Source organism: Microbulbifer rhizosphaerae (genome assembly GCF_014191725.1).
GTDB lineage: Bacteria > Pseudomonadota > Gammaproteobacteria > Pseudomonadales > Cellvibrionaceae > Microbulbifer > Microbulbifer rhizosphaerae.
This window is the reverse complement of the sequence record NZ_JACHWZ010000016.1, coordinates 81,352-100,190: the sequence shown is the minus strand read 5'-3', so window position 1 is coordinate 100,190 and position 18,839 is coordinate 81,352. Positions and strand designations below refer to the sequence as shown.

At 61.8% G+C, this 18,839-nt stretch carries 18 protein-coding genes; 14 read left to right on the top strand and 4 right to left on the bottom strand.

The features are described from left to right. Positions 1 to 14: 14 nt before the first annotated feature. Positions 15 to 2,063 (top strand): glycoside hydrolase family 97 protein, encoded by a 2,049-nt coding sequence (locus FHS09_RS16160; RefSeq protein ID WP_183461787.1) that lies wholly within the window; start codon positions 15 to 17, stop codon positions 2,061 to 2,063. 56 nt (positions 2,064 to 2,119) lie between these two features. On the opposite strand, the gene FHS09_RS16155 is transcribed toward FHS09_RS16160, so the two are convergent. From FHS09_RS16155 to FHS09_RS16140, 4 genes are all read right to left on the bottom strand, one after another. Then, positions 2,120 to 3,562 carry an ArnT family glycosyltransferase gene (locus FHS09_RS16155; protein ID WP_183461785.1) on the bottom strand — a complete coding sequence of 481 codons (1,443 nt, stop codon included), beginning with the start codon at positions 3,560 to 3,562 and terminating at the stop codon, positions 2,120 to 2,122. Then, positions 3,555 to 4,580 carry a glycosyltransferase family 2 protein gene (locus FHS09_RS16150; protein WP_183461783.1) on the bottom strand — a complete coding sequence of 342 codons (1,026 nt, stop codon included), beginning with the start codon at positions 4,578 to 4,580 and terminating at the stop codon, positions 3,555 to 3,557. Before FHS09_RS16150 ends, FHS09_RS16155 begins: the two co-directional genes overlap by 8 nt. After that, the gene (locus FHS09_RS16145; protein ID WP_183461781.1) at positions 4,577 to 4,951 is read right to left on the bottom strand and encodes a GtrA family protein; all 375 of its coding nucleotides are present in this window, start codon (positions 4,949 to 4,951) and stop codon (positions 4,577 to 4,579) included. The genes FHS09_RS16150 and FHS09_RS16145 overlap by 4 nt, the downstream gene beginning before the upstream one ends. A 301-nt stretch (positions 4,952 to 5,252) precedes the next feature. Further along, positions 5,253 to 7,136: a sulfatase-like hydrolase/transferase gene (locus FHS09_RS16140; RefSeq protein ID WP_183461779.1), complete on the bottom strand. Its 1,884-nt coding sequence runs from the start codon at positions 7,134 to 7,136 to the stop codon at positions 5,253 to 5,255. A gap of 326 nt (positions 7,137 to 7,462) precedes the next feature. Here FHS09_RS16140 and FHS09_RS16135 point away from each other — a divergent pair, with 326 nt between their 5' ends. The 13 genes from FHS09_RS16135 to FHS09_RS16075 all read left to right on the top strand — a co-directional run bounded on the left by FHS09_RS16135 (position 7,463) and on the right by FHS09_RS16075 (position 18,823). Continuing rightward, positions 7,463 to 8,197, top strand: coding sequence for a carbonic anhydrase (locus tag FHS09_RS16135; RefSeq protein ID WP_221192054.1), 735 nt, complete (start codon positions 7,463 to 7,465; stop codon positions 8,195 to 8,197). A 196-nt stretch (positions 8,198 to 8,393) separates the two neighbouring features. Continuing rightward, entirely contained in the window at positions 8,394 to 8,594 is a 201-nt protein-coding gene (locus tag FHS09_RS16130; protein WP_183461777.1) for a hypothetical protein, read from the top strand. A 97-nt stretch (positions 8,595 to 8,691) separates the two neighbouring features. Further along, on the top strand, positions 8,692 to 9,396 hold the full coding sequence (locus FHS09_RS16125; RefSeq protein WP_183461775.1) for a thermostable hemolysin: 705 nt from the start codon (positions 8,692 to 8,694) through the stop codon (positions 9,394 to 9,396). Continuing rightward, positions 9,387 to 10,853 carry an AMP-binding protein gene (locus tag FHS09_RS16120; RefSeq protein ID WP_183461773.1) on the top strand — a complete coding sequence of 489 codons (1,467 nt, stop codon included), beginning with the start codon at positions 9,387 to 9,389 and terminating at the stop codon, positions 10,851 to 10,853. The genes FHS09_RS16125 and FHS09_RS16120 overlap by 10 nt, the downstream gene beginning before the upstream one ends. Before the next feature lie 12 nt (positions 10,854 to 10,865). Beyond that, positions 10,866 to 11,537 carry an iron-containing redox enzyme family protein gene (locus FHS09_RS16115; protein ID WP_183461771.1) on the top strand — a complete coding sequence of 224 codons (672 nt, stop codon included), beginning with the start codon at positions 10,866 to 10,868 and terminating at the stop codon, positions 11,535 to 11,537. A 1-nt stretch (position 11,538) separates the two neighbouring features. Next, positions 11,539 to 12,375 (top strand): SDR family oxidoreductase, encoded by an 837-nt coding sequence (locus tag FHS09_RS16110; protein ID WP_183461769.1) that lies wholly within the window; start codon positions 11,539 to 11,541, stop codon positions 12,373 to 12,375. Then, positions 12,372 to 13,025 (top strand): tetratricopeptide repeat protein, encoded by a 654-nt coding sequence (locus tag FHS09_RS16105; protein WP_183461767.1) that lies wholly within the window; start codon positions 12,372 to 12,374, stop codon positions 13,023 to 13,025. Before FHS09_RS16110 ends, FHS09_RS16105 begins: the two co-directional genes overlap by 4 nt. Positions 13,026 to 13,028: 3 nt before the next feature. Next, positions 13,029 to 13,697, top strand: coding sequence for a response regulator transcription factor (locus FHS09_RS16100; protein ID WP_183461765.1), 669 nt, complete (start codon positions 13,029 to 13,031; stop codon positions 13,695 to 13,697). Next, positions 13,698 to 15,059 (top strand): ATP-binding protein, encoded by a 1,362-nt coding sequence (locus FHS09_RS16095; RefSeq protein ID WP_183461763.1) that lies wholly within the window; start codon positions 13,698 to 13,700, stop codon positions 15,057 to 15,059. Beyond that, positions 15,052 to 15,399, top strand: coding sequence for a cupredoxin domain-containing protein (locus FHS09_RS16090; RefSeq protein ID WP_425487777.1), 348 nt, complete (start codon positions 15,052 to 15,054; stop codon positions 15,397 to 15,399). The genes FHS09_RS16095 and FHS09_RS16090 overlap by 8 nt, the downstream gene beginning before the upstream one ends. 16 nt (positions 15,400 to 15,415) lie before the next feature. Continuing rightward, entirely contained in the window at positions 15,416 to 16,228 is an 813-nt protein-coding gene (locus FHS09_RS16085; RefSeq protein WP_183461760.1) for an FTR1 family protein, read from the top strand. Continuing rightward, positions 16,209 to 16,949, top strand: coding sequence for a hypothetical protein (locus FHS09_RS16080; RefSeq protein ID WP_221192053.1), 741 nt, complete (start codon positions 16,209 to 16,211; stop codon positions 16,947 to 16,949). Before FHS09_RS16085 ends, FHS09_RS16080 begins: the two co-directional genes overlap by 20 nt. A 140-nt stretch (positions 16,950 to 17,089) precedes the next feature. Beyond that, positions 17,090 to 18,823: a hypothetical protein gene (locus tag FHS09_RS16075; RefSeq protein WP_183461758.1), complete on the top strand. Its 1,734-nt coding sequence runs from the start codon at positions 17,090 to 17,092 to the stop codon at positions 18,821 to 18,823. Positions 18,824 to 18,839 lie beyond the last annotated feature (16 nt).

Below are 18,839 nucleotides of genomic sequence, written 5' to 3'. Positions count from 1 at the left end.
CTGCGGGCAAAACAATGATCCGAATTGCACGGCAACTTTCTCTCGCTTTCCTCTTGGCTCTGTCAGCCACCCCACCGGCCCAGGCCAAAACGGTTACCGCGAACTCCCCCGACGGCAATATCGTCGTCACCCTGTCCGACGAAGGTGACGCCATTACCTACCGGATCGCCTATGGCGATCAGGTGGTGGTTGATACGTCGCCCCTGGGTATATCCTTCAAAAATACCCATCCACTTGGCCCGTCATTCGCAATCGATTCGGTGGAGAAAAAAAGCCGGGACCAGACCTGGGAGCAACCCTGGGGCGAACGCCGGCTGGTGCGCGACCACCACCAAGAACTGCTGGTGCGGCTTCGGCACCCGGAGCGCAAAGAGGACGAATTTGCCCTGCGTTTCCGGTTATTCAACGACGGCGTCGGCTTCCGCTACGAAATCGATAACCGCGAACCGGACCGGCAAGCCGTCATCACCCGCGAGCTGACCGAATTCCGGATTCCCGCAGCGGAAAAAACCGCTGCCTGGTGGATACCCGGCCGCGGCTGGAACCGCTACGAATATATCTATCGGCAAACTTCACTTGCGGAGATTGACCGCGCACATACGCCGCTGACCCTTAAACTGGATTCCGGTATACACCTCAGTATCCACGAGGCGGCGCTGGTGGACTACGCGGCCATGGTGCTTGACCAGGGGCGCCCCGGCAATCTGCGCGCGGACCTGACCCCCTGGAGCCACGGCGCGCGGGTTGTGCTGAGCGGCCCATTCAAAACCCCCTGGCGCACCGTGCAGATATCGCAGGGCGCGATAGGTCTGCTCAATTCAGACCTGATTCTCAACCTCAACGAGCCCAACAAACTGGGAGATGTGTCCTGGGTGAAACCGGGAAAATACATGGGCATCTGGTGGGGTATGCACCTGGACCAATACACCTGGGCCTCCGGCGACCGGCACGGCGCCACCACCGAGCGGACCAAAGAGTACATGGATTTCGCGGGCAAATACGGGTTTTCCGGCGTACTGGTGGAAGGATGGAACAAAGGCTGGGACGGAGACTGGTTTCACAACGGAGATATTTTCCGCTTCGCCGAGCCCTATCCGGACTTCGACCTGAAGGCCGTTACCGAATACGGCCGGGCCCGCGGCGTGGAGTTGATCGGCCATCACGAGACTTCCGGCAGCGTCAGCAATTACGCGCAGCAGATGGACGCCGCTCTCGATCTGTACCGGGACCTGGGAGTAAACCAGGTGAAGACCGGCTACGTGGCCGACGGCGGGGACATCAAGCGCATCGACGAAAACGGCATAGTGCGCTACGAGTGGCACGACAGCCAGTTTATGGTGAACGAATACCTGCGCAACGTTACCGAAGCGGCAAAGCGGAAGATCTGCATCAACACCCACGAACCGGTCAAGGACACAGGCCTGCGCCGCACCTACCCCAACTGGCTGAGCCGCGAGGGCGCCCGCGGGCAGGAGTTCAACGCCTGGGGCCAGCCGCCGAACCCGCCGGAGCACGAGGTGGTGCTGGCGTACACCCGTATGCTCTCCGGCCCCATGGATTTCACTCCGGGCATCTTCGACCTGGCGCCCAAGGGGCTGGATGCGGATATCCGCGTAAAGACCACCCTGGCCAAGCAGCTGGCCCTCTACGTGGTGCTCTACAGCCCGGTGCAGATGGCCGCCGATTTACCGGAAAACTACCTGGAGCGGCCCGATGCCTTTCAGTTTATCGTCGACGTGCCGGTGGACTGGGAACAGAGCATCGCCCTGGCCGGCGAGGTGGGCGACCACGTGGTGTTCGCGCGCAGGGAGCGCGGCGGGGAGGACTGGTATATCGGCGGAATCACCGGCGCCGATGCCCGCGAGATCACCTTCGACCTGGATTTCCTGGACGAGGGAAAATCCTATCGGGCACAGATCTATCGGGATGGAGACAAAGCGGATTGGAAGACCAACCCCTATGACCTGGTGATCGAAAACAAAACCGTCGGACGCGGCGATCAATTGACCCTGCGTATGGCTCGCAGTGGCGGTGCGGCGATTCATGTAAAGGCACTGGAATAGGAAAGCACAGACAGCGCCCGCCCATCCCGGGCGGGCGCTCCGGAGTCTCCATCCCGCTACAGCGAATCTGCGTCCGGTTTGCGGAAGGCCTGGAACAGCGCATAGCGCCGGTTTGTGAAGAGTTCCTGCAAGTGGCCGGCAGGGGGCGCTGATATCGAATCAATGTGTTCTTTGGGAACGGCCAGATAGAAATTGCGCGCGGGCCGATCGCCGAGGAGCTTATCCAGCTCCCGCCTGTCCACGCTTTTCGCGCTGCCGGCGGAATAAAAGCGCGCGGAAAAAGGCCGGTCTCCCAGGTACAGCAGTTCCGCCTGCGCGCCGCCGCTCTTGCGGGTAAATTCCACCAGCTGTTTTTCCGTCTTCGCGCTTCCCGGCCGGTAGTGCACCACAAGGGTGAACACCAGGATAACAACGGGGATAAGGCCGGCGCAGGCAACGACTGCCCGGTGGGACCAGCGCGAGTCGCTCTTCTGCAGCGCCATGGCCAGCAGCATGGCGAAGGGCGGCAGTGCGGGCTGGACATAGGTCCAGAGAATATTGCCCGCGAAGGTGAAAAAAACCAGCGGCCAAAGGCACCCGGCCAGCAACAGGCCGCGCCAGCCCTCCGGCCGAAAGAAATGCCATCCCCGCTGTCGAACGGCCGCGACAAACAGCGCCGCGGCGGCCAGGCCCCAGGGGAAGGTGGCCTGCACCGCGTACCACCAGATAGTGCCCAAAGCCGCCCGGTGGGCGCTGCCGTAGAGATCGCCGTTCCAGCCGGAATCCACGAAGCGGAGAAAATGTTCGCCGACGATGAAGTACTCCAGGAAGCCGGGTGTCTTCAGCTCCGCGGCGATATACCAGGGCAGGCTGATCGCCAGTGCGAGCAGGGTACCGCCGACCCAGGGTATATGGCGAATGCGCGCGGATGGTTCCAGGTACAGCCATGTGCCCAGCGGCACCAGCGCCAATACCGGCGCCAACGGCCCCTTGGCCAGCAGGCCGATGCCCAGCCCCGCGAACAGCAGATACCCCCAGAGCGGCGAGCCGCCGGACAAACCGATGCGCAGCGCCGCGACCAGAGTGAGGGTGGTGCCGAAAGTCAGGAAGGGGTCGGTGAGCACCGCGCCTGCCGCCACGAAACCCAGCGCGCTGGTGCCGTAGATGGTGACCGCGAGCCACGCGGTCTGCCGGCCGGCCAGCGCGCGGGTCGCACTGAAGACCAGCCACAGGATACCCAGGGTCGCGAGCAGGGATGGCAGGCGCGCCGGGAACTCGCCCACACCCAGCAGTTTGAAGGAGAGCGCCTGGCTCCAGAAAGACAGGGGCGGCTTCCCCCAGAAGGGAACGCCGTAATCAAAATAGGGGGTAATCCAGTCACCGGTTTCCGCCATGATCCTGGCGATCTCGGCGTAGCGCGGTTCCGAGGTATCCATCAGCGGCAGCAGCACCATGGCGGCGAGGCGGCAGGCCAGTGCCAGTCCGAGCAGCCAGGTGAAGCGGGAAAGGGATTTATTCATCGCCCACCGCCTCCGCACGCTGCCCCGCCAGGCCCATCGCCGGAATGCCGCCGATAATGTCCTGGATCAGATAGGTGGGGCGCTGTTTGGTTTCCAGGTAGGTTTTGCCCACGTACTCGCCGAGGATGCCAATGGTCAGCAGTTGTATGCCGCCGAAGAAGGTGATGACCGCGATCAGCGACGGATACCCCTGCACCACGTCGCCCAGCAGCAGCGCCTTGATCACTATCCAGAGCCCGAACAGGCCGCCGGCCGCCGCCGCCAGCACGCCGGCGATAGTGGCCCAGTGCAGGGGAGCGATGGAAAAGGAGGTGATAGCCTCGATCGCCAGGCGGGCGAGCGCCAGGTAGTCCCACTTGGTGACGCCCCCGGCCCGCGCCGCGCGATCGTATTCGATGACGCGTGTCTCCATGCCGACCCAGGCGAACAGACCCTTCATATAGCGGTTGCGCTCCGGCAGTTGCCGCAGCGCATCCAGCGCCCGGCGGCTCAGCAGGCGGAAATCGCCGGTATCGGCGGGAATGCCGCAGTCGCTGATGCGATTCAGCAGGCGGTAGAAGACGTGGGCGCTGGCGCGCTTGAACAGGGTTTCCCCGGCGCGACTGCGGCGCTGCATCAGCACCACGTCGGCGCCCTCGCGCCAGGCGCCCACCATCTGCGGTATCAGCTCCGGAGGGTCCTGGAGATCCGCGTCCAGGATAATCGCCGCGTCGCCCGTGGCCTGGTCGAGGCCCGCGGTCATTGCCGCTTCCTTGCCGAAATTGCGACTCAGTCGCACCAGTTTGATCTGGGGATAAATAATGGCCTGCCGCGCCAGGTATTGGGCGCCGCCATCCCGGCTGCCATCGTCGACGAACAACAGTTCGCAGGAGAGCGGCAACTGATCCAGCACTCGCAGCAGGCGCTCCAGGCACAGGGGTAATACGGGACCCTCGTTATAAAACGGGATAATGACCGACAGCTTGAGTGGCTGGCGGTGGCGCAGCTTGTGTAGTCTGGGTGCGGATATCGTGTTCATGTAAACACCACCTTGCCGTAAAGACGGTAGTTGAGCAGGGTGAGCGCCCCGGTTGTGGCCGATTGCGCGAACGGAGCCGGCAGTGCGGCCAGTTGATAGAGGACGGTAAACAGAGTGAGGTTGAGCAGCCAGTTGGCGGCGGTTACGAGAAGAAATACGGATATCGTGTCCCGGTGCGCGCGTCGCGAAACGAAGGTCCAGTGGTACTGCAGGCCATAGTTAACCGCGGCACCGAGCAGCGCGCCCACTGCGGTGGCCAGGGGTGCATCTGCGTGCAGCGCCATCAACAGCCCCATACCAGTGAAGTGCACCGCGGTGGCGGCCCCGCCGGAAACGAGAAAACGCAGGGGTCTTGTGCTGAGGGTCGACATCGAAACAATCACCTTTGCAGCTATTAACCCGGCGATCAGATAGTTCGGCCCGGCCGCTGTCGCGGCGCCTCCGGCCCTGATCTATGGATTGTGGCGCCGGCCTTCGGCCGGCGGCTGCACTTCCCTGTGCCGCGCTGCTGACCCGGTCCTAACCGGGTTGACAACGACAGCGCGAGATTAGGGAAACCGTCGCTAAAGAAATTTCAAGGAAATATCCAAATAACGTCAGTCGAACTCGCGTTTTCCCGGTTTGGTTTTAAAAAATTCGCGGCCGGCCAGCAGCCGCTCCTACGGTATCCCATCAGGGCGCCGCCAGTGACGGTTGCCCTCCACTCTTGCCGCGCCGGCTATAGAAGCGCGGCGTTTCCCGAAGGTAGTCCCCGATCAGTCGGCGCGAAAGTGCGGCTGCATCGGCTTCCGCCAGCGGCTGGTCATTGCGGGTGAAAAATCGACCGCGCTCATCGCTGGCCTTGGCCGACAGCACCAGTTTCAGGTCCTCGGCAATCAATCCGCTGCCGTGCCAGTCGCTGACTACCAGGTAGTCGTGGCGGTAATTTTCATCCAACAGGTCGTGGCCCAAGCTGACCTGCCGTTTGTCGATACCCTGCAACCGGCTCATGGCGGAGAGCAGGGTGATCGGCAGATCCACGTGGCTGGTCATGCGCTCGACCGTACGGGCTTTTTGCCCGGGAATATGCAGCACCAGCGGCACTTTGACCTGCTGTTCCACGAAGGTGGAATTGTGACCCCAACGGCCGTTCTCCATAAATTCTTCGCCGTGGTCGCCGGTGATTACCACGATGGTGTTGTCGAGCCTGCCACTCTCCTTCAGCGCGCGGAGTACCCTGGCGAACTGGGAGTCCAAATGGTGGCTGGCATTGATATAGCGAGCCTTGATGCGTGAGATCTGGCTTTTGATATCCGTATCCAGGTAGTTGAAATCCTCCAGGTAGTCCGTCTCCAACGCATTCTCCGCTGGAAATGAGTAGTTGGCATGTGTCGACTCAAAGAACATGAAACTGAAAAACGGTTGCTTCGCTGAATTTATAAAAGTGGTCAGCTTGCTGACATTCCTGATGTCCCGCTGCCAGGGGTCTCCCTCGTGATCGGAGTGCAACTGTTCGGGGGAGAAATTCCGGAAGACGGTGCGGTCGAATTCCGGATAGCTGAAACGTGCGCTGGTGTAGGCCATCAGCGAGTAGCTGTTTTTGCGCAGGGTTTCCAGCAATAGCGGCGGCCGCTCTGCGGGCAGTGCGTCGAACCAGTAGTTGCCGTGCAGGCCGTAGAACTGGCTGAACATACCCATGCGCGTGCCGTTGCCGCCGCTGTAGTGGTTGAGGAAATGGACATTGTCCCGGGCGAAGGCGTAGGTCTTCGGCATGATGCGCGGGTCCAGCATGTCCGCGCGCCAGGACTCGGAGGTCAGCCAGACGATGTTGTAGGGCTTGTCCAGCACAATACTTTGGGCATCGACTGCCGGATAGGCGAACTTGCCTTTCCTGCGGCTGAGGGAACCGTCCAGTTCCGGACGCTTGCGCTCCACCCCAAGTTTGCTCAACAGCCCCTTGGCGGTGACTGGGGAATACCAGGGGATACGCTGTACGCTTTGCAGTATCTGCTGCTCACCGGTGTGGTCGGCGTAGGCGTAGATTCCTCCCTGTAGCAGGAACACCAGCGGCAGGGCTGCGGCGGCGGCCCGCACCGGCCGCGTATTGGCGATCCGCGCCAGCGGCAGCCAGCGGACCGCCGCTGTGTAGACGGCCGCCACCAACAGTACGCGCAGTGCACTGGATACGTAGAAGGAATTGCTGAAACCCAAGGCCTCCAGACCGCCGGGCGTTGAAATAATATTCCACACAAAGCCGTTGATATAGAAACCGTAGAGCGCGTAGATCTGGTAGTTGGCGTCGATGGCCAGCACGATTCCCACGGCGTAGAGGTGCAGCAGCGCCAGCAGGGAAAACCTGAGCCACCCCGGGCGGGTGGCCGAGGCGCCCCGCACCAGCAGCCAGGCGGGCAATGCCAGCAGTGCCGCCTGCGCGATGGTGGCAGCGGTAAAATAGCCGATCTGCACGGCGCCGTTCAGGGCTGGCAGGCCGTGCAGCATCAACAGTGCAAAACTGACGCACCACACCAGCAGCGGTACGCCCCGGAAATACGGAAGAGAGGAGTTTGACGGATTCATCGGTACAACAGGACCTGTGGCAGTTTGATGGCCGTCACCATAGGGGGGGGAAATTAAGTGAACCTTAAGGTCTACTGCCTCCATCGCCCGGGAGCCGATACTCGTTGTTTAGCTTGGTGACTCTTAAGTTTTCCTTAATCCTGTCTGTATAGAGTGGTGGCGCTGTGGGAGTGGTTGTCTATGGGCGGTCGCATCAGGGACCAGCGGTCAGGGCCCCTTCCGTAATGCCCTGTCACTATTCCCGATACCAAAGGCGTATGACTCTGCTTTTGCATCGAAGCCTTCGATAAACATTCTTTTTCACCACTTATCTGTTGGAGTCAATCATGCAGAAACTGATGGTCGCAACTGGTTTATTTTTTGCGTCTGCAGTCGCCTGTGCTGGCGATGGAGCGCAATGGGACTATTCCGGAGCCAAGGGCCCCGGGCACTGGGGTGAACTCAGCCCGAAATTCACCGCGTGTTCCGAAGGGAGAAACCAGTCACCAATCAATCTCAGCAATTTCATCGAGTCCGAACTGAAGCCTATAGGGATTCACTACCAGGCGGGCGGGAACGAGATTCTCAACAATGGGCACAGTGTTCAGGTGAACTATGCCCCCGGCAGTAAAATTTCTGTTGATGGACATGAATTTACTCTCAAGCAGTATCACTTCCATTCCCCGAGCGAGAATCATATAAACGGCAAATCCTTCCCAATGGAGGCGCACCTGGTGCATGCCGATGGGGAGGGGAATCTCGCCGTTATCGCCGTGATGTTTGAGGAGGGTGAAGCGAATAAGGTCCTCGCCAAAGCTTGGGCCAAGATGCCCGAAAAGTCGGGTGACAGCCATGGCTTGCCTTCCAGCGTTGCGGCGGAAGATATTCTGCCTTCCTCCCGCGATTACTACCGCTACAATGGCTCCCTCACCACGCCGCCCTGTTCTGAGGGGGTTGAATGGCTCGTCATGAAAGAGCCGGTGTCCGCCTCGAAAGCCCAGATAGAAAAATTTGTACACGTTATGCACCATCCAAACAACCGCCCGGTACAGGTGGTGGGTGCGCGCCCGGTATTGCAGTAACCGGCCCGGTTTTTTCGCCGCAGGCGATCCCGGGACATTAAAAGTTGGCGGCGTGCTTCGACAATAAGAAGCGCGCCGCCAGCTTGTTTTCCTGAATCCGTCAGTCCAGCGGCGAGGCTGGTGGTCAAGCGCAGACAGCGAACCCCTGCAGGTATTGCGCTGTGCGCGGCGTCGGTTACAAGCTGGGACCGGCCAGGTGAAATCGATCCGTATTTATTTGCTTGTCGCGCTGCCGTCCACCATCACCCTGGTCAATTTCGACTCCGCGCTGCACGGCTATCGCGCCAGCATGGAGGCTCTTGCACAGAACTCTCCAGGCCTCGCACTGGGGCTGATTTTTAAAGGCTTCAAACAGGTTCTAAGGTCCCTCTACCCCCATATCCGGAGCTTCACCTAGAAAACGCTCCCGGCGAGAGATTCCCCCCCGCGTTAAGGATCACTTAATTTTGCCCACCTAGACTGCCTTCTATCGAATCTCCCTACGAGTGTGTGCAATGGCATTGGAAGGCAGTCAATACCGCGAACCCCGGGACCCGCTCCGGCCGCCGGCGGCGGCTTCACACAGCTTTGAATTAACCACTGCCGGTGATGCCGGGCGCGCCGCGGTGGAGGCCTATGTCGCGCAAAAGTTTGCCGCGACCTACCGCGCGCGCATTCACAGTTTCCTGCCGCAACTACTCTCGCTGCACAGGGGCGGCGTCATCGACGCGGCCCTTGGGCTGCGCCGCGCCGACAGTGGTGCCCTGTTCCTGGAACAGTACCTGGACCAGCCGGTGGAGCGGCAACTGGCCGCTGCCGCCGGGCGGCCGGTGGCGCGCTCGGACATCGTCGAGATCGGCAACCTGGTCTCCACTTCCCGCGGCAGCAGTCAGATGTTGTTCCTGATGCTCGCCGAGCTGTTCGCCGAAGCCCGGGTGACCTGGGCGATTTTTACCGCCACCCCGGAAGTGCACAAATTGCTGAGCAGGCTCACCGCCGACCAGATCGTTCTCTGTGTCGCCGAGGGCGGGCGCCTGGGCGCGCAGTTGCAAAACTGGGGCAGCTACTATGACACCTGTCCCGCGGTCACCGCGATCGATGTAACCGCCTCCCGCGAGATCCTGCTGCAGCGTCCGCTTGTTTGCGAACTGCTGCGCAACTGTGCGGCGCAGGCAAAACCTTTGGCCCGGATGTTTCTTGAGGGCAATAAATGCAACTGATCGATAGTCTGTGCCGCACTGCCGCGCTGCACCCGGAGCGCCCCGCGCTGATGGGCGACAGCGTGAGCCTGACTTACGCCGGATTAATTCAGGCGGTGGACGCTACTGCGCAGCAATTGCGCGCGCGGGGCATCTCCACCCTCGGCCTCTACGCCGACAACGGCCCCAACTGGCTGCTGGTGGATCTGGCCTGCCAAGCCGCGGGCATCACCCTGGTGCCACTGCCGGGCTTTTTTTCCATGCAGCAGCTGGCGCACACCCTGCGGGCCAGTGGTATGCAGGCGCTGCTGACCGACGATTGCGAGCGCTTTACCGCGCTGGAGCAGGTGGGTGAGGCGCTGGCGGAGATCGCCGACCTGGCGCTGATCGAGGTTGTGCAGGGGCAACTGCCGCAACTGCCGGCGCAGACCGCGAAAATCACTTTCACCTCCGGCTCCACCGGCACGCCACGCGGTGTCTGCCTTTCCAGTCGGACCCAGTTCACCACCGCGCGGGTGCTGCGCGACAGCCTGGCCGCACTGCGGCCCGAGCGCCACCTGTGCATACTGCCGCTGGCCACGCTGCTGGAAAACGTCGCCGGCGCCTACGCCAGTTGGCTGATCGGCGGCAGTGTGATCGCCCCGGGGCTGGAGAGCCTCGGCCTGTCCGGCAGTTCACAGTTGGATATCGCACAGCTGTGCCGCTGCATCGATGAGCGGCAGCCGCACAGCCTGATCCTGCTGCCGCAGATGCTCAAGATGCTGGTGGAACAGAGTGAGCACAAGGGCTGGCGCCCGCCGCGCTCGCTGGTGTTTGCCGCCGTGGGCGGTGGCAAGGTATCGGCGGAACTCCTGCTGCGGGCTCGCGCGCTGGGGCTGCCGGTGTACGAGGGCTACGGCCTGTCCGAGTGCGGCTCGGTGGTGGCCCTGAACCTGCCCGACGCCGACCGCCCCGGCAGCGCCGGGCGCCCGCTGCCGCACTGCGAGATCAAAGTGCGCGAGGGCGAAGTGCTGGTGCGCGGCCCGCGCTATCTCGGCTACCTGGACGACGCGGACAGCTGCGACGAGTGGCTGCCCACCGGCGACCTGGGGGAGCTGGACAGAGACGGCTACCTGCATATCACCGGGCGCAAAAAAAACATTCTGATCAGTTCCTACGGCCGCAATATCTCCCCGGAGTGGATCGAGAGCGAAATACTGCTGACACCGCTGCTGATGCAGTGCGTGCTGCTCGGCGACGGCCGGCCTCACTGCAGCGCGTTGATTTTTCCCCGGCCGGGAACGGAGCGCGGACATATCGAACAATGGCTGGAATCGGTTAACCGGCGCCTGCCGGACTACGCGCGCGTGCACCGCTGGGCGCCGCTGCCGGAGCCGCTGACCTTTGCCGGCGGCCTGCTCACCGCGAACGGCCGCCCGCGGCGTGATGCCATCGCCGGGCGCTATGCACAAGTCATCGAAAATCTTTATTCAGTTTAAGAGGTTACTGCCATGCAGTTTTTCGACCGGTTGCAACAACAGACGGAAGCGGCGCGCCATTCGCTGGTGGAAATACCGCTGATCCAGCGCGGCGCGCGCGGCGAACTGGGACTGGAGGAATATGTGGCCTTCCTCACCCAGGCCTACCACCACGTCAAGCACACGGTGCCGCTGCTGATGGCCTGCGGCAGCCGGCTGAATGAAAAGCAGGAGTGGCTGCGGGTCGCCATCGCCGAATACATCGAGGAGGAGACCGGCCACCAGGAGTGGATATTAAACGATATCGCTGCCTGCGGCGCGGACGCGGAGGCGGTTCGCAACGGCGCGCCCAATCTCAGTACCGAACTGATGGTGGCCTACGCCTACGACACCATAGCCCGCGGCAATCCGCTCGGCTTCTTCGGGATGGTCCACGTCCTCGAGGGCACCAGTATCCAGCTGGCGGACAGTGCCGCGGGGGCGATCCAGCGGTCCCTCGGCCTGCCGGATACGGCGTTCAGCTACCTGCGCTCCCACGGCGCGCTGGATATCGGCCACGTGGAGTTCTTCAAGGGTTTGATGAACCGCATCGAAGCGGAGGAAGAGCGGCAGGTCATAGTGCACAGTGCGCGGGTGTTCTACCGGCTCTACGGCGATATCTTCCGCGAGCTGGACACAGTACCGCTGCCGGCGGAGGTGGCCTGAAATGGGCGGCATACCCGTGACGGTATTACTCACCGGCGCCAGCGGCGGCATCGGCTCGGCCATAGCGCGGGCGCTGGCCGAGGAGGGCCACCGGTTGATGCTGGTGGGCAGGAACACCGGGCGGCTGCAGCAGTTGCGCGCGACACTCGCGAACAGCAGCCGGCATATCGTGATAACCGCCAACCTGCTCGATGCCGCTCAGAGGGGCGCCCTGGTATCCGCCTGCGCGGCGCTGCCCGGTGGCGTGGATGTGCTGATCAATGGTGCCGGGGTCTCCACCTTCGCCGAGCTCGGCGATATTGGCGATACGGAACTGGGCGCCATGCTGCACACCAACCTTCTCGTGCCCATCGCCCTGACCCGCAACCTGCTGCCATTGCTGCGCAACAGCAAAAACCCCGCGGTGATCAATATCGGCTCCGCCTTCGGGCATATCGGCCACCCGGGGTTCAGTGTCTACAGCGCCAGCAAATTCGGCCTGCACGGCTTTACCGAGGCGATGCGTCGCGAGCTGAGCGACAGCTGCATTGCAGTGCACTACCTTGCGCCGCGTGCGGTGGACACCGAACTCAATACCGAGGCCGTTAACAGCCTCAACCGGGCGCTGGGCAACAAGTCCGACCCTCCGGAGATGGTGGCGCGGCAGGTGCTGAACCTGCTTGGAGAGCGATGCAGCGCCCGGCGCTTTATCGGCTGGCCGGAGCGTATTTTCATCAAGCTGAATGCGCTCTTCCCCTCCCTGGTGGATGGGGCACTGGGCAAGAAGGTGCCCTTGATCCGCCGCTATGCCAAGCAAAACTGGGCCAGACAAAACTGCACATCAGGAGAAACCTCATGAAATTTCCCCGCACACTGAAAACCTTCTCCATGGGCTTGGCCCTGGTGGTTTCCCCGGCGCTCTGGGCCGGTCCCGCCGAGGAGACGGTTGCCGAACTGCAAAAAGCCTGGGCACAGGCCAAGTATCAGACTCCGGAGAAACAGCAGGAAGCCGCATTCGCAAAGCTTGCCGAGCAGGCGGACGCGGCCACCACAAAATTTGCCGATAGCGCACCGGTGTGGGTGTGGAGTGGCATCATCCGCGCCTCCTACGCGGGCGCCAAGGGCGGGCTGGGCGCGCTGTCCGCGGTTAAGGCGGCAAAGGCCGACCTGGAACAGGCCGTCACCATAGACGGCAGTGCACTGGACGGCGCCGCCTACACCAGCCTCGGCTCCCTCTACTACCAGGTCCCCGGCTGGCCTTTGGGGTTCGGTGATGCTAAAAAAGCGGATGAATATCTGCGCAAGGGGCTGGAGTACGGCAGTGCGGATATAGATGCCAACTACTTTTATGCCGACTATCTTTACCACCAGAAGGACTACGAACGGGCGCTGGATTACCTGCAAAAGGCCCTGGCCGCGCCCGCCGATCCGCAGCGACCGGTGGCGGACAAGGGGCGGCGCGAGGAAATCCGGACCTTGATGATCGAGGTCGAGAAAAAAATGCGATAGCCAATGCGGATACTGCTGATAGAGGACGACCAGTCGCTGGCCGATGGCATCGCCATCGCGCTGAAGCATTCCGGCTACGCCGTGGACCACACGGACAGCGGCCGCCAGGGTATCGCACTGGCGCGGGCCGCGCGGCCGGACGCGATTATCCTGGACCTGGGCCTGCCGGATATGGACGGTGTCGAGGTGCTGAAGGCGCTGCGCAACAAATCCGTCGATTCCTCGGTGCTGATCCTTACCGCGCGCGATGACCTGCCGTCGAAAATCCGCGGCCTGGACGCGGGCGCCGACGACTACCTGACCAAGCCCTTTGCCGTGGACGAGTTGCTGGCGCGGCTGCGCGCGCTGGAGCGCCGCGCCGGCCTGGGGCTCAGCGCGGAAATCCGGCTGGGCGATGTCACCATCGATCTCGCCAGCCACCGGGTAACCAGGAATGGCGAAGTGATTAATCTCTCGCGCCGGGAATTCACCCTGCTGCGCGCGCTGGCGGAGCGCCCCGGGCATATCCTCAGCCGCGAACAGCTGGAGGACAAGCTCTACAGCTGGGGGGAAGAGATTTCCAGCAACACTGTGGATGTACATATCCACAACCTGCGCAAGAAACTCTACCCGGAGTTTATCCAGACCATTCGCGGTGTCGGTTACAAGTTGGGACCAAAGGCAGGGCCCTGAGTGAAATCCATCCGCATCTACCTGGTGGTTGCGCTGCTGTCCACCATCACGCTGGTCAACTTCGTCTCCGCCCTGCACGGCTATCGCGCAAGTATGGCGGAGGCACAGCAGCTGTTCGACCGCCAACTGGCCGATACTGCCAGTCTGCTGTCAGCGATGCCCGCGTCCGCGGACAGGCCGAAGGTGGTGGAGCGGACCGGGCACCTGGCTTTCCAGGTCTGGTCGCCCGGAAGAAGGCTGCTGATGCGCTCCGCCAATGCACCCCCTCAGCCGATCAACGCCCTGGAAGAGGGCTATGAGAATGTCAATTTTTCCGGCCAGCGATGGCGGGTGTACAGCCACTTCTCCAGCGAGCGCAATTACTGGACCCAGGTGGCCGAGCCGGTAGGTCTGCACTTCCATCTGGCGGACAAAGTGGTGCTGGAATCGGTGATTCCCATTCTGCTGGGGCTGCCGGTCGCCGGTCTGTTGATCTGGTTCGTGGTGGGGCACGGCCTGAAGAGTCTGCACCTGCTGGCGGACGCGCTGCGCCAGAAGCGCGCCGACGACCTGAGTCCGCTGCCACTGGAGGATGCACCGGAAGAACTGCTGCCGGTGGTGCAGTCCACCAATGCGCTGCTGGCGCGACTGGAGGCGTCGTTCGAGCGCGAGCGGCGTTTCTCCGCCGATGCCGCCCACGAGCTGCGCACACCCATCAGCGCGATCAAGGTACACACGCACAACCTGGAGCGGGAATTGAGCCAGTACCGGCTGCCGCAGTCCCCGGTTTCGCTGGCGAAGCTGCAGCGGAGTATCGAGCGCATGGCGCACCTGGTGGAGCAGATACTGAATCTCTATCGCACCACGCCGGACCACTATCCGGCGAAGTTCGAGCCGCTGGACCTGCACGAGCTGGCGCGCGAGGTCATTGCCGAGCAGTACGCAGATTTTGCCGGCCGGGGCCAGGCGATCGAACTGACCGGCGGTGCCGCGCCGCTCAAGGCGGACCGCTTCGCACTCACCATTTTGTTGAAGAACCTGTTGAACAACGCCAACAAGTACACGCCGGAAAACGGCCGTGTGGAAGTGAATACCAGGGTGGATGGCGATCGCGTAGTGTTGCGTGTGGACGACACCGGCCCCGGCATTGCCGAAGAGGAATACGGACGCGTGTTCGAACGCTTCTACCGCGTGGGCGGTGACCGCCACCCGGTAGCGGTCAGCGGCAGCGGCCTGGGTTTGTCGATAGTGCAGCATATCGCCCGCTTGCACCATGCGGAAATCCAGCTGGATAAATCAAAATTCGGCCGCGGCCTGTCGATTCAGGTTCGTCTGCCGGCGTCGCCCGGTTACCTTTTCCCGAATGGAGATTCCAGTGACTGATTATCGATGTCGCGGAGTGGTGCGATTATTGGCCGTGGCCGCGCTGGCACTGTTGCCGCCGGTGGCACAGGCGGGGCGCCCGGTGTTTGAGATCGAAATACGCGGCCACCTGTTTCACCCTTCGGAACTGGTAGTGCCCGCAAACACCAAGGTGAAACTGATCGTCTACAACCGCGATCCCACACCGGAGGAATTCGAGAGCTATGAACTCAACCGGGAAAAAATCATCATGGGCGGCCAGCGGGCGATAGTCTTTATCGGCCCCCTGACGCAGGGAGAATACCCGTTTTTCGGGGAATTCAATCCCAAGACGGCGCAGGGAAAAATCATCGCGCAATGAACAGGCGGAGTCAGATATGCTGTTGACCAGCGTGATTATCATTCTGCGCGAGGTGCTGGAGGCGGCGCTGCTGCTCAGCATACTGCTGGCGATGAGCCACCTCCTGCATTTGCGTCTGCGGTGGTTCTATATCGCGCTCGCGGCGGGAGCCGCCGGATCGGTGGCTTACGGCATGCAACTGGCGGCCATTTCTGACGCGTTTGACGGGGTGGGCCAGGAACTGCTTAACGCCGCGTTGCAGATTGCCATCTACCTCCTGTTGCTCGTCATCGCGCCGCTGCTGGTGGTCAACTACTATACCGGCGAGCGTTACCGCGGAATACTATCTGCTGCAATGACGGTGGCGGTTGCGACGGCAGTACTGCGCGAGGGGTCGGAAGTTTTTATCTACCTGTCGGCTTTCCGCTACAGTCCGCAACCCTGGTCCGGTGTGCTGACCGGTGCTCTGTTGGGTGCGGGGATCGGTTTCAGTGTCGGCGCGCTGTTTTACTATCTGCTGGTCGGCATGCCGCGGCGGCGTGCGCTGCTCGTCACCTGTGTGCTGCTCACCCTGGCGGCGGGCGGCATGGTTCTGCAGGCGACACAACTATTGATCCAGGCAGACTGGCTGCCTGCGCAGGTACCGCTTTGGAACAGTTCCGTGCTGGTGGCGGAGGGCTCGCTGACTGGACAGATGATGTATGCACTGGTCGGCTACGAGGCCACACCCACTTCGTTTCAGGTGATTATTTATAGCGCCAGCGTTGCCACAATGGCGCTGTTGCTGTTGTTAACCCGGTACCACCAGAAAAAAATCAGGACTGTCCGCGATGTATCCCAAGCTCGATGAAAGTGTTTTGAATTGCCGGTCCGCTGCGGCACTGCTGTTGCTCGGCTGCACTCCCTTCGCCCTTGCCGACGGCGTAGTGGTGGACAAGGTGTACGATCCCTATGTACAGCCGCTGGAAACCGAGATCGAGTGGCGCGCGGTGGGGATGCGCGACGACGAGGATGATTCGCTGGATTCCCTGCAACTCCACCGCCTGGGACTGGGCCGCAGCCTTTCCGATCGCTGGTTCGGGGAAGTCTATCTGATCGGCGAGCGGAATGAGGACGAGAGTTTTCGTCTGCAAGGAGTCGAGTTGGAGGCCAAGTGGCAGTTAACCGAGCAGGGGGAATACGCCGCGGACTGGGGCCTGCTGTTTGAACTGGAAAAGGAGCGCGACCGAGACGAATGGGAGGCGGCGACAACCCTGCTTGTCGCCAGGGAGTGGGGGCGCTGGGTGGGCACCGCCAACCTGGCCGCTATCTATGAATGGGGGGACGATATCGACAATGAACTGGAGTCCCAGCTGCGCATGCAGACCCGTTACCGCCTTTCCGAAGCCTTTGAACCCGCGGTGGAACTCTATGCCGGCCAGGACACGCTGGGCATAGGCCCGGTGGCCCGTGGACTGCAGCGATTGAGCGGCGCTCGCCAGTTCTATTGGGAACTGGGGCTGATCCTGGGAGTTACCGACGAGAGTCCGGACCAGACACTGCGCCTGTTGGTGGAATACGAGTTTTACTGACACGAGTATTCGGGGCGGGGTGTTTTATTTTCCCGAAATAGAGTTTCGGAGCATAGGAAATAACAATGAAAATCAGAGTTTTCAGGCTTTTTGCTTTTCTATCGATACTGGTTGTCGGGTGTAGTGCTCCGAGGAGCCTGGTGAATGCAGATTGGTATCAGGTGGAAACGCCCCATTTCCGTATCGTAACCAATGGCAGACCGGCGATGGTGAGGGATCTGGCGCGGGACCTGGAGCGGTTTCGCGCGGCGACCTCCCAGGTGCTGCGGATACGCGGCGACCGGCAGCGGCTGACCGTTTTTGCGCTGGCCAACAGGAGCAGCTACGCGGGGATCGTGGGCGAAGAGCAGGCGAGGCAGACCGGTGGGATGTTCAATCACACCAGCTACGGCAGTTTTGCGTTGGTCAATCTTGAGCGCTACCGGTTTATGCGCGAGCACCCGGCCCGCGAGTTCCTGTTTCACGAGTACACGCATTTTCTGACCTACGGCAGCAGCCCGGTGCAATTTCCCTTCTGGTACAGTGAGGGCTTCGCGGAGTTTTTCTCGACAGCCGAGTTTCCCGGCGACGGCTCGTATATGTTCGGCGCTATTCCGGTGGATCGCGCGAGCTCTCTGATCCGCGACCGCCCCATGCCGCTGGAGGATTTGCTGCGGGCTACGCCGGCAACGGTGGATAAGAAACAGCGGCTCAAAGTCTATGCCGGCGGCTGGATGCTGACTCACTGGCTGATCATGAGCAGCGACAAAGGGGGAAAGATTGGAGATTATATCGATGCCTACAATCGCGGCGCCGACCCGGTAGATGCACTGACCAATGCTCTGGACATGCCGCTTGAGGATCTGGAACGGGCCTATTTGCAACAGGCGAAGGACCGTTTCCCCAAGGGCAAGGGGCAGTTACCCGATGATTACCGGCCGGCGGACCCGCAACCGCGGCCCATGTCCCAGCAGCGAGCCGTGGCCGAAATCGCCCGCTATATGGTGATGTCCGGGCGCAAGTCGGAATCCCTGGAGGAATTGGTGCAATATGCCCGCGCCGAGGGGGTGGACAGTCACGAACTGACGTCGGTGATGGCTGTCGCCGAAACGGGAACCGGTGCCTTTGAACGGGCGGAGGAAATTCTCGCAACCATTCCCGCCGACCTGCACGGCGAGTTTTGGTACCGCAGTGCCGAGGCCTGGTTATGGCTGAGATGGGAACTGCAGAAGGGGACTGAGAGTGATCCCAAGCAGATGGCCGTGGTGCGGGACAAGTTCGTTTCCCTGATCAACGATAACGACGAAGTGGCGGCTCACTGGTACGGCTTGGCCATCGCCATGCAGAAGCTGGGGCACCTCCGGGGACAATACCTGGAAATGCTGGAGCAGGCCTATCTGCGCGCGCCGCGGGAGCGGGAGATCGCCTGGTGGTATGCCCATGAACTCTATCTGGACAGGGACGCCGAGAGCTTTGCCTTTGTGGCGCGCCCGCTGCTTATGCAGACAAGCGGGCAGGAATTCCGCGAACAGTTGCAGTCCATGCTGGCGGACCTGCCGGCCGAAGGAGTGCGCCAGGCAGAGCGGGCCGGGGATACATTGGGCGGCACTTTTACCAAATACCGGAACTACTCAGCCTGCAAGGCGCTCGCCCTGGCGTTCGATTACAAGGGCGCCTATGCACTCGGCTATGTATTCGACTCGCCCGACCAGGATGCCGCCAACGACCGGGCGCTGGAGGTGTGCGAGGCCCGCGTGCTGAATTCAGTGTGGAAACGCCGTGTAGAGTCTATGCGGAGGGCGATAGGGTCGTCGGCGGCGCCGACGCCTCCGAGCGCCGCCTGTAGCCGAGGCCTGGCCGGAAGAGCAAATTGTCCAACAATCTGTTGGAGGTGATTGTTTTGCACTGATC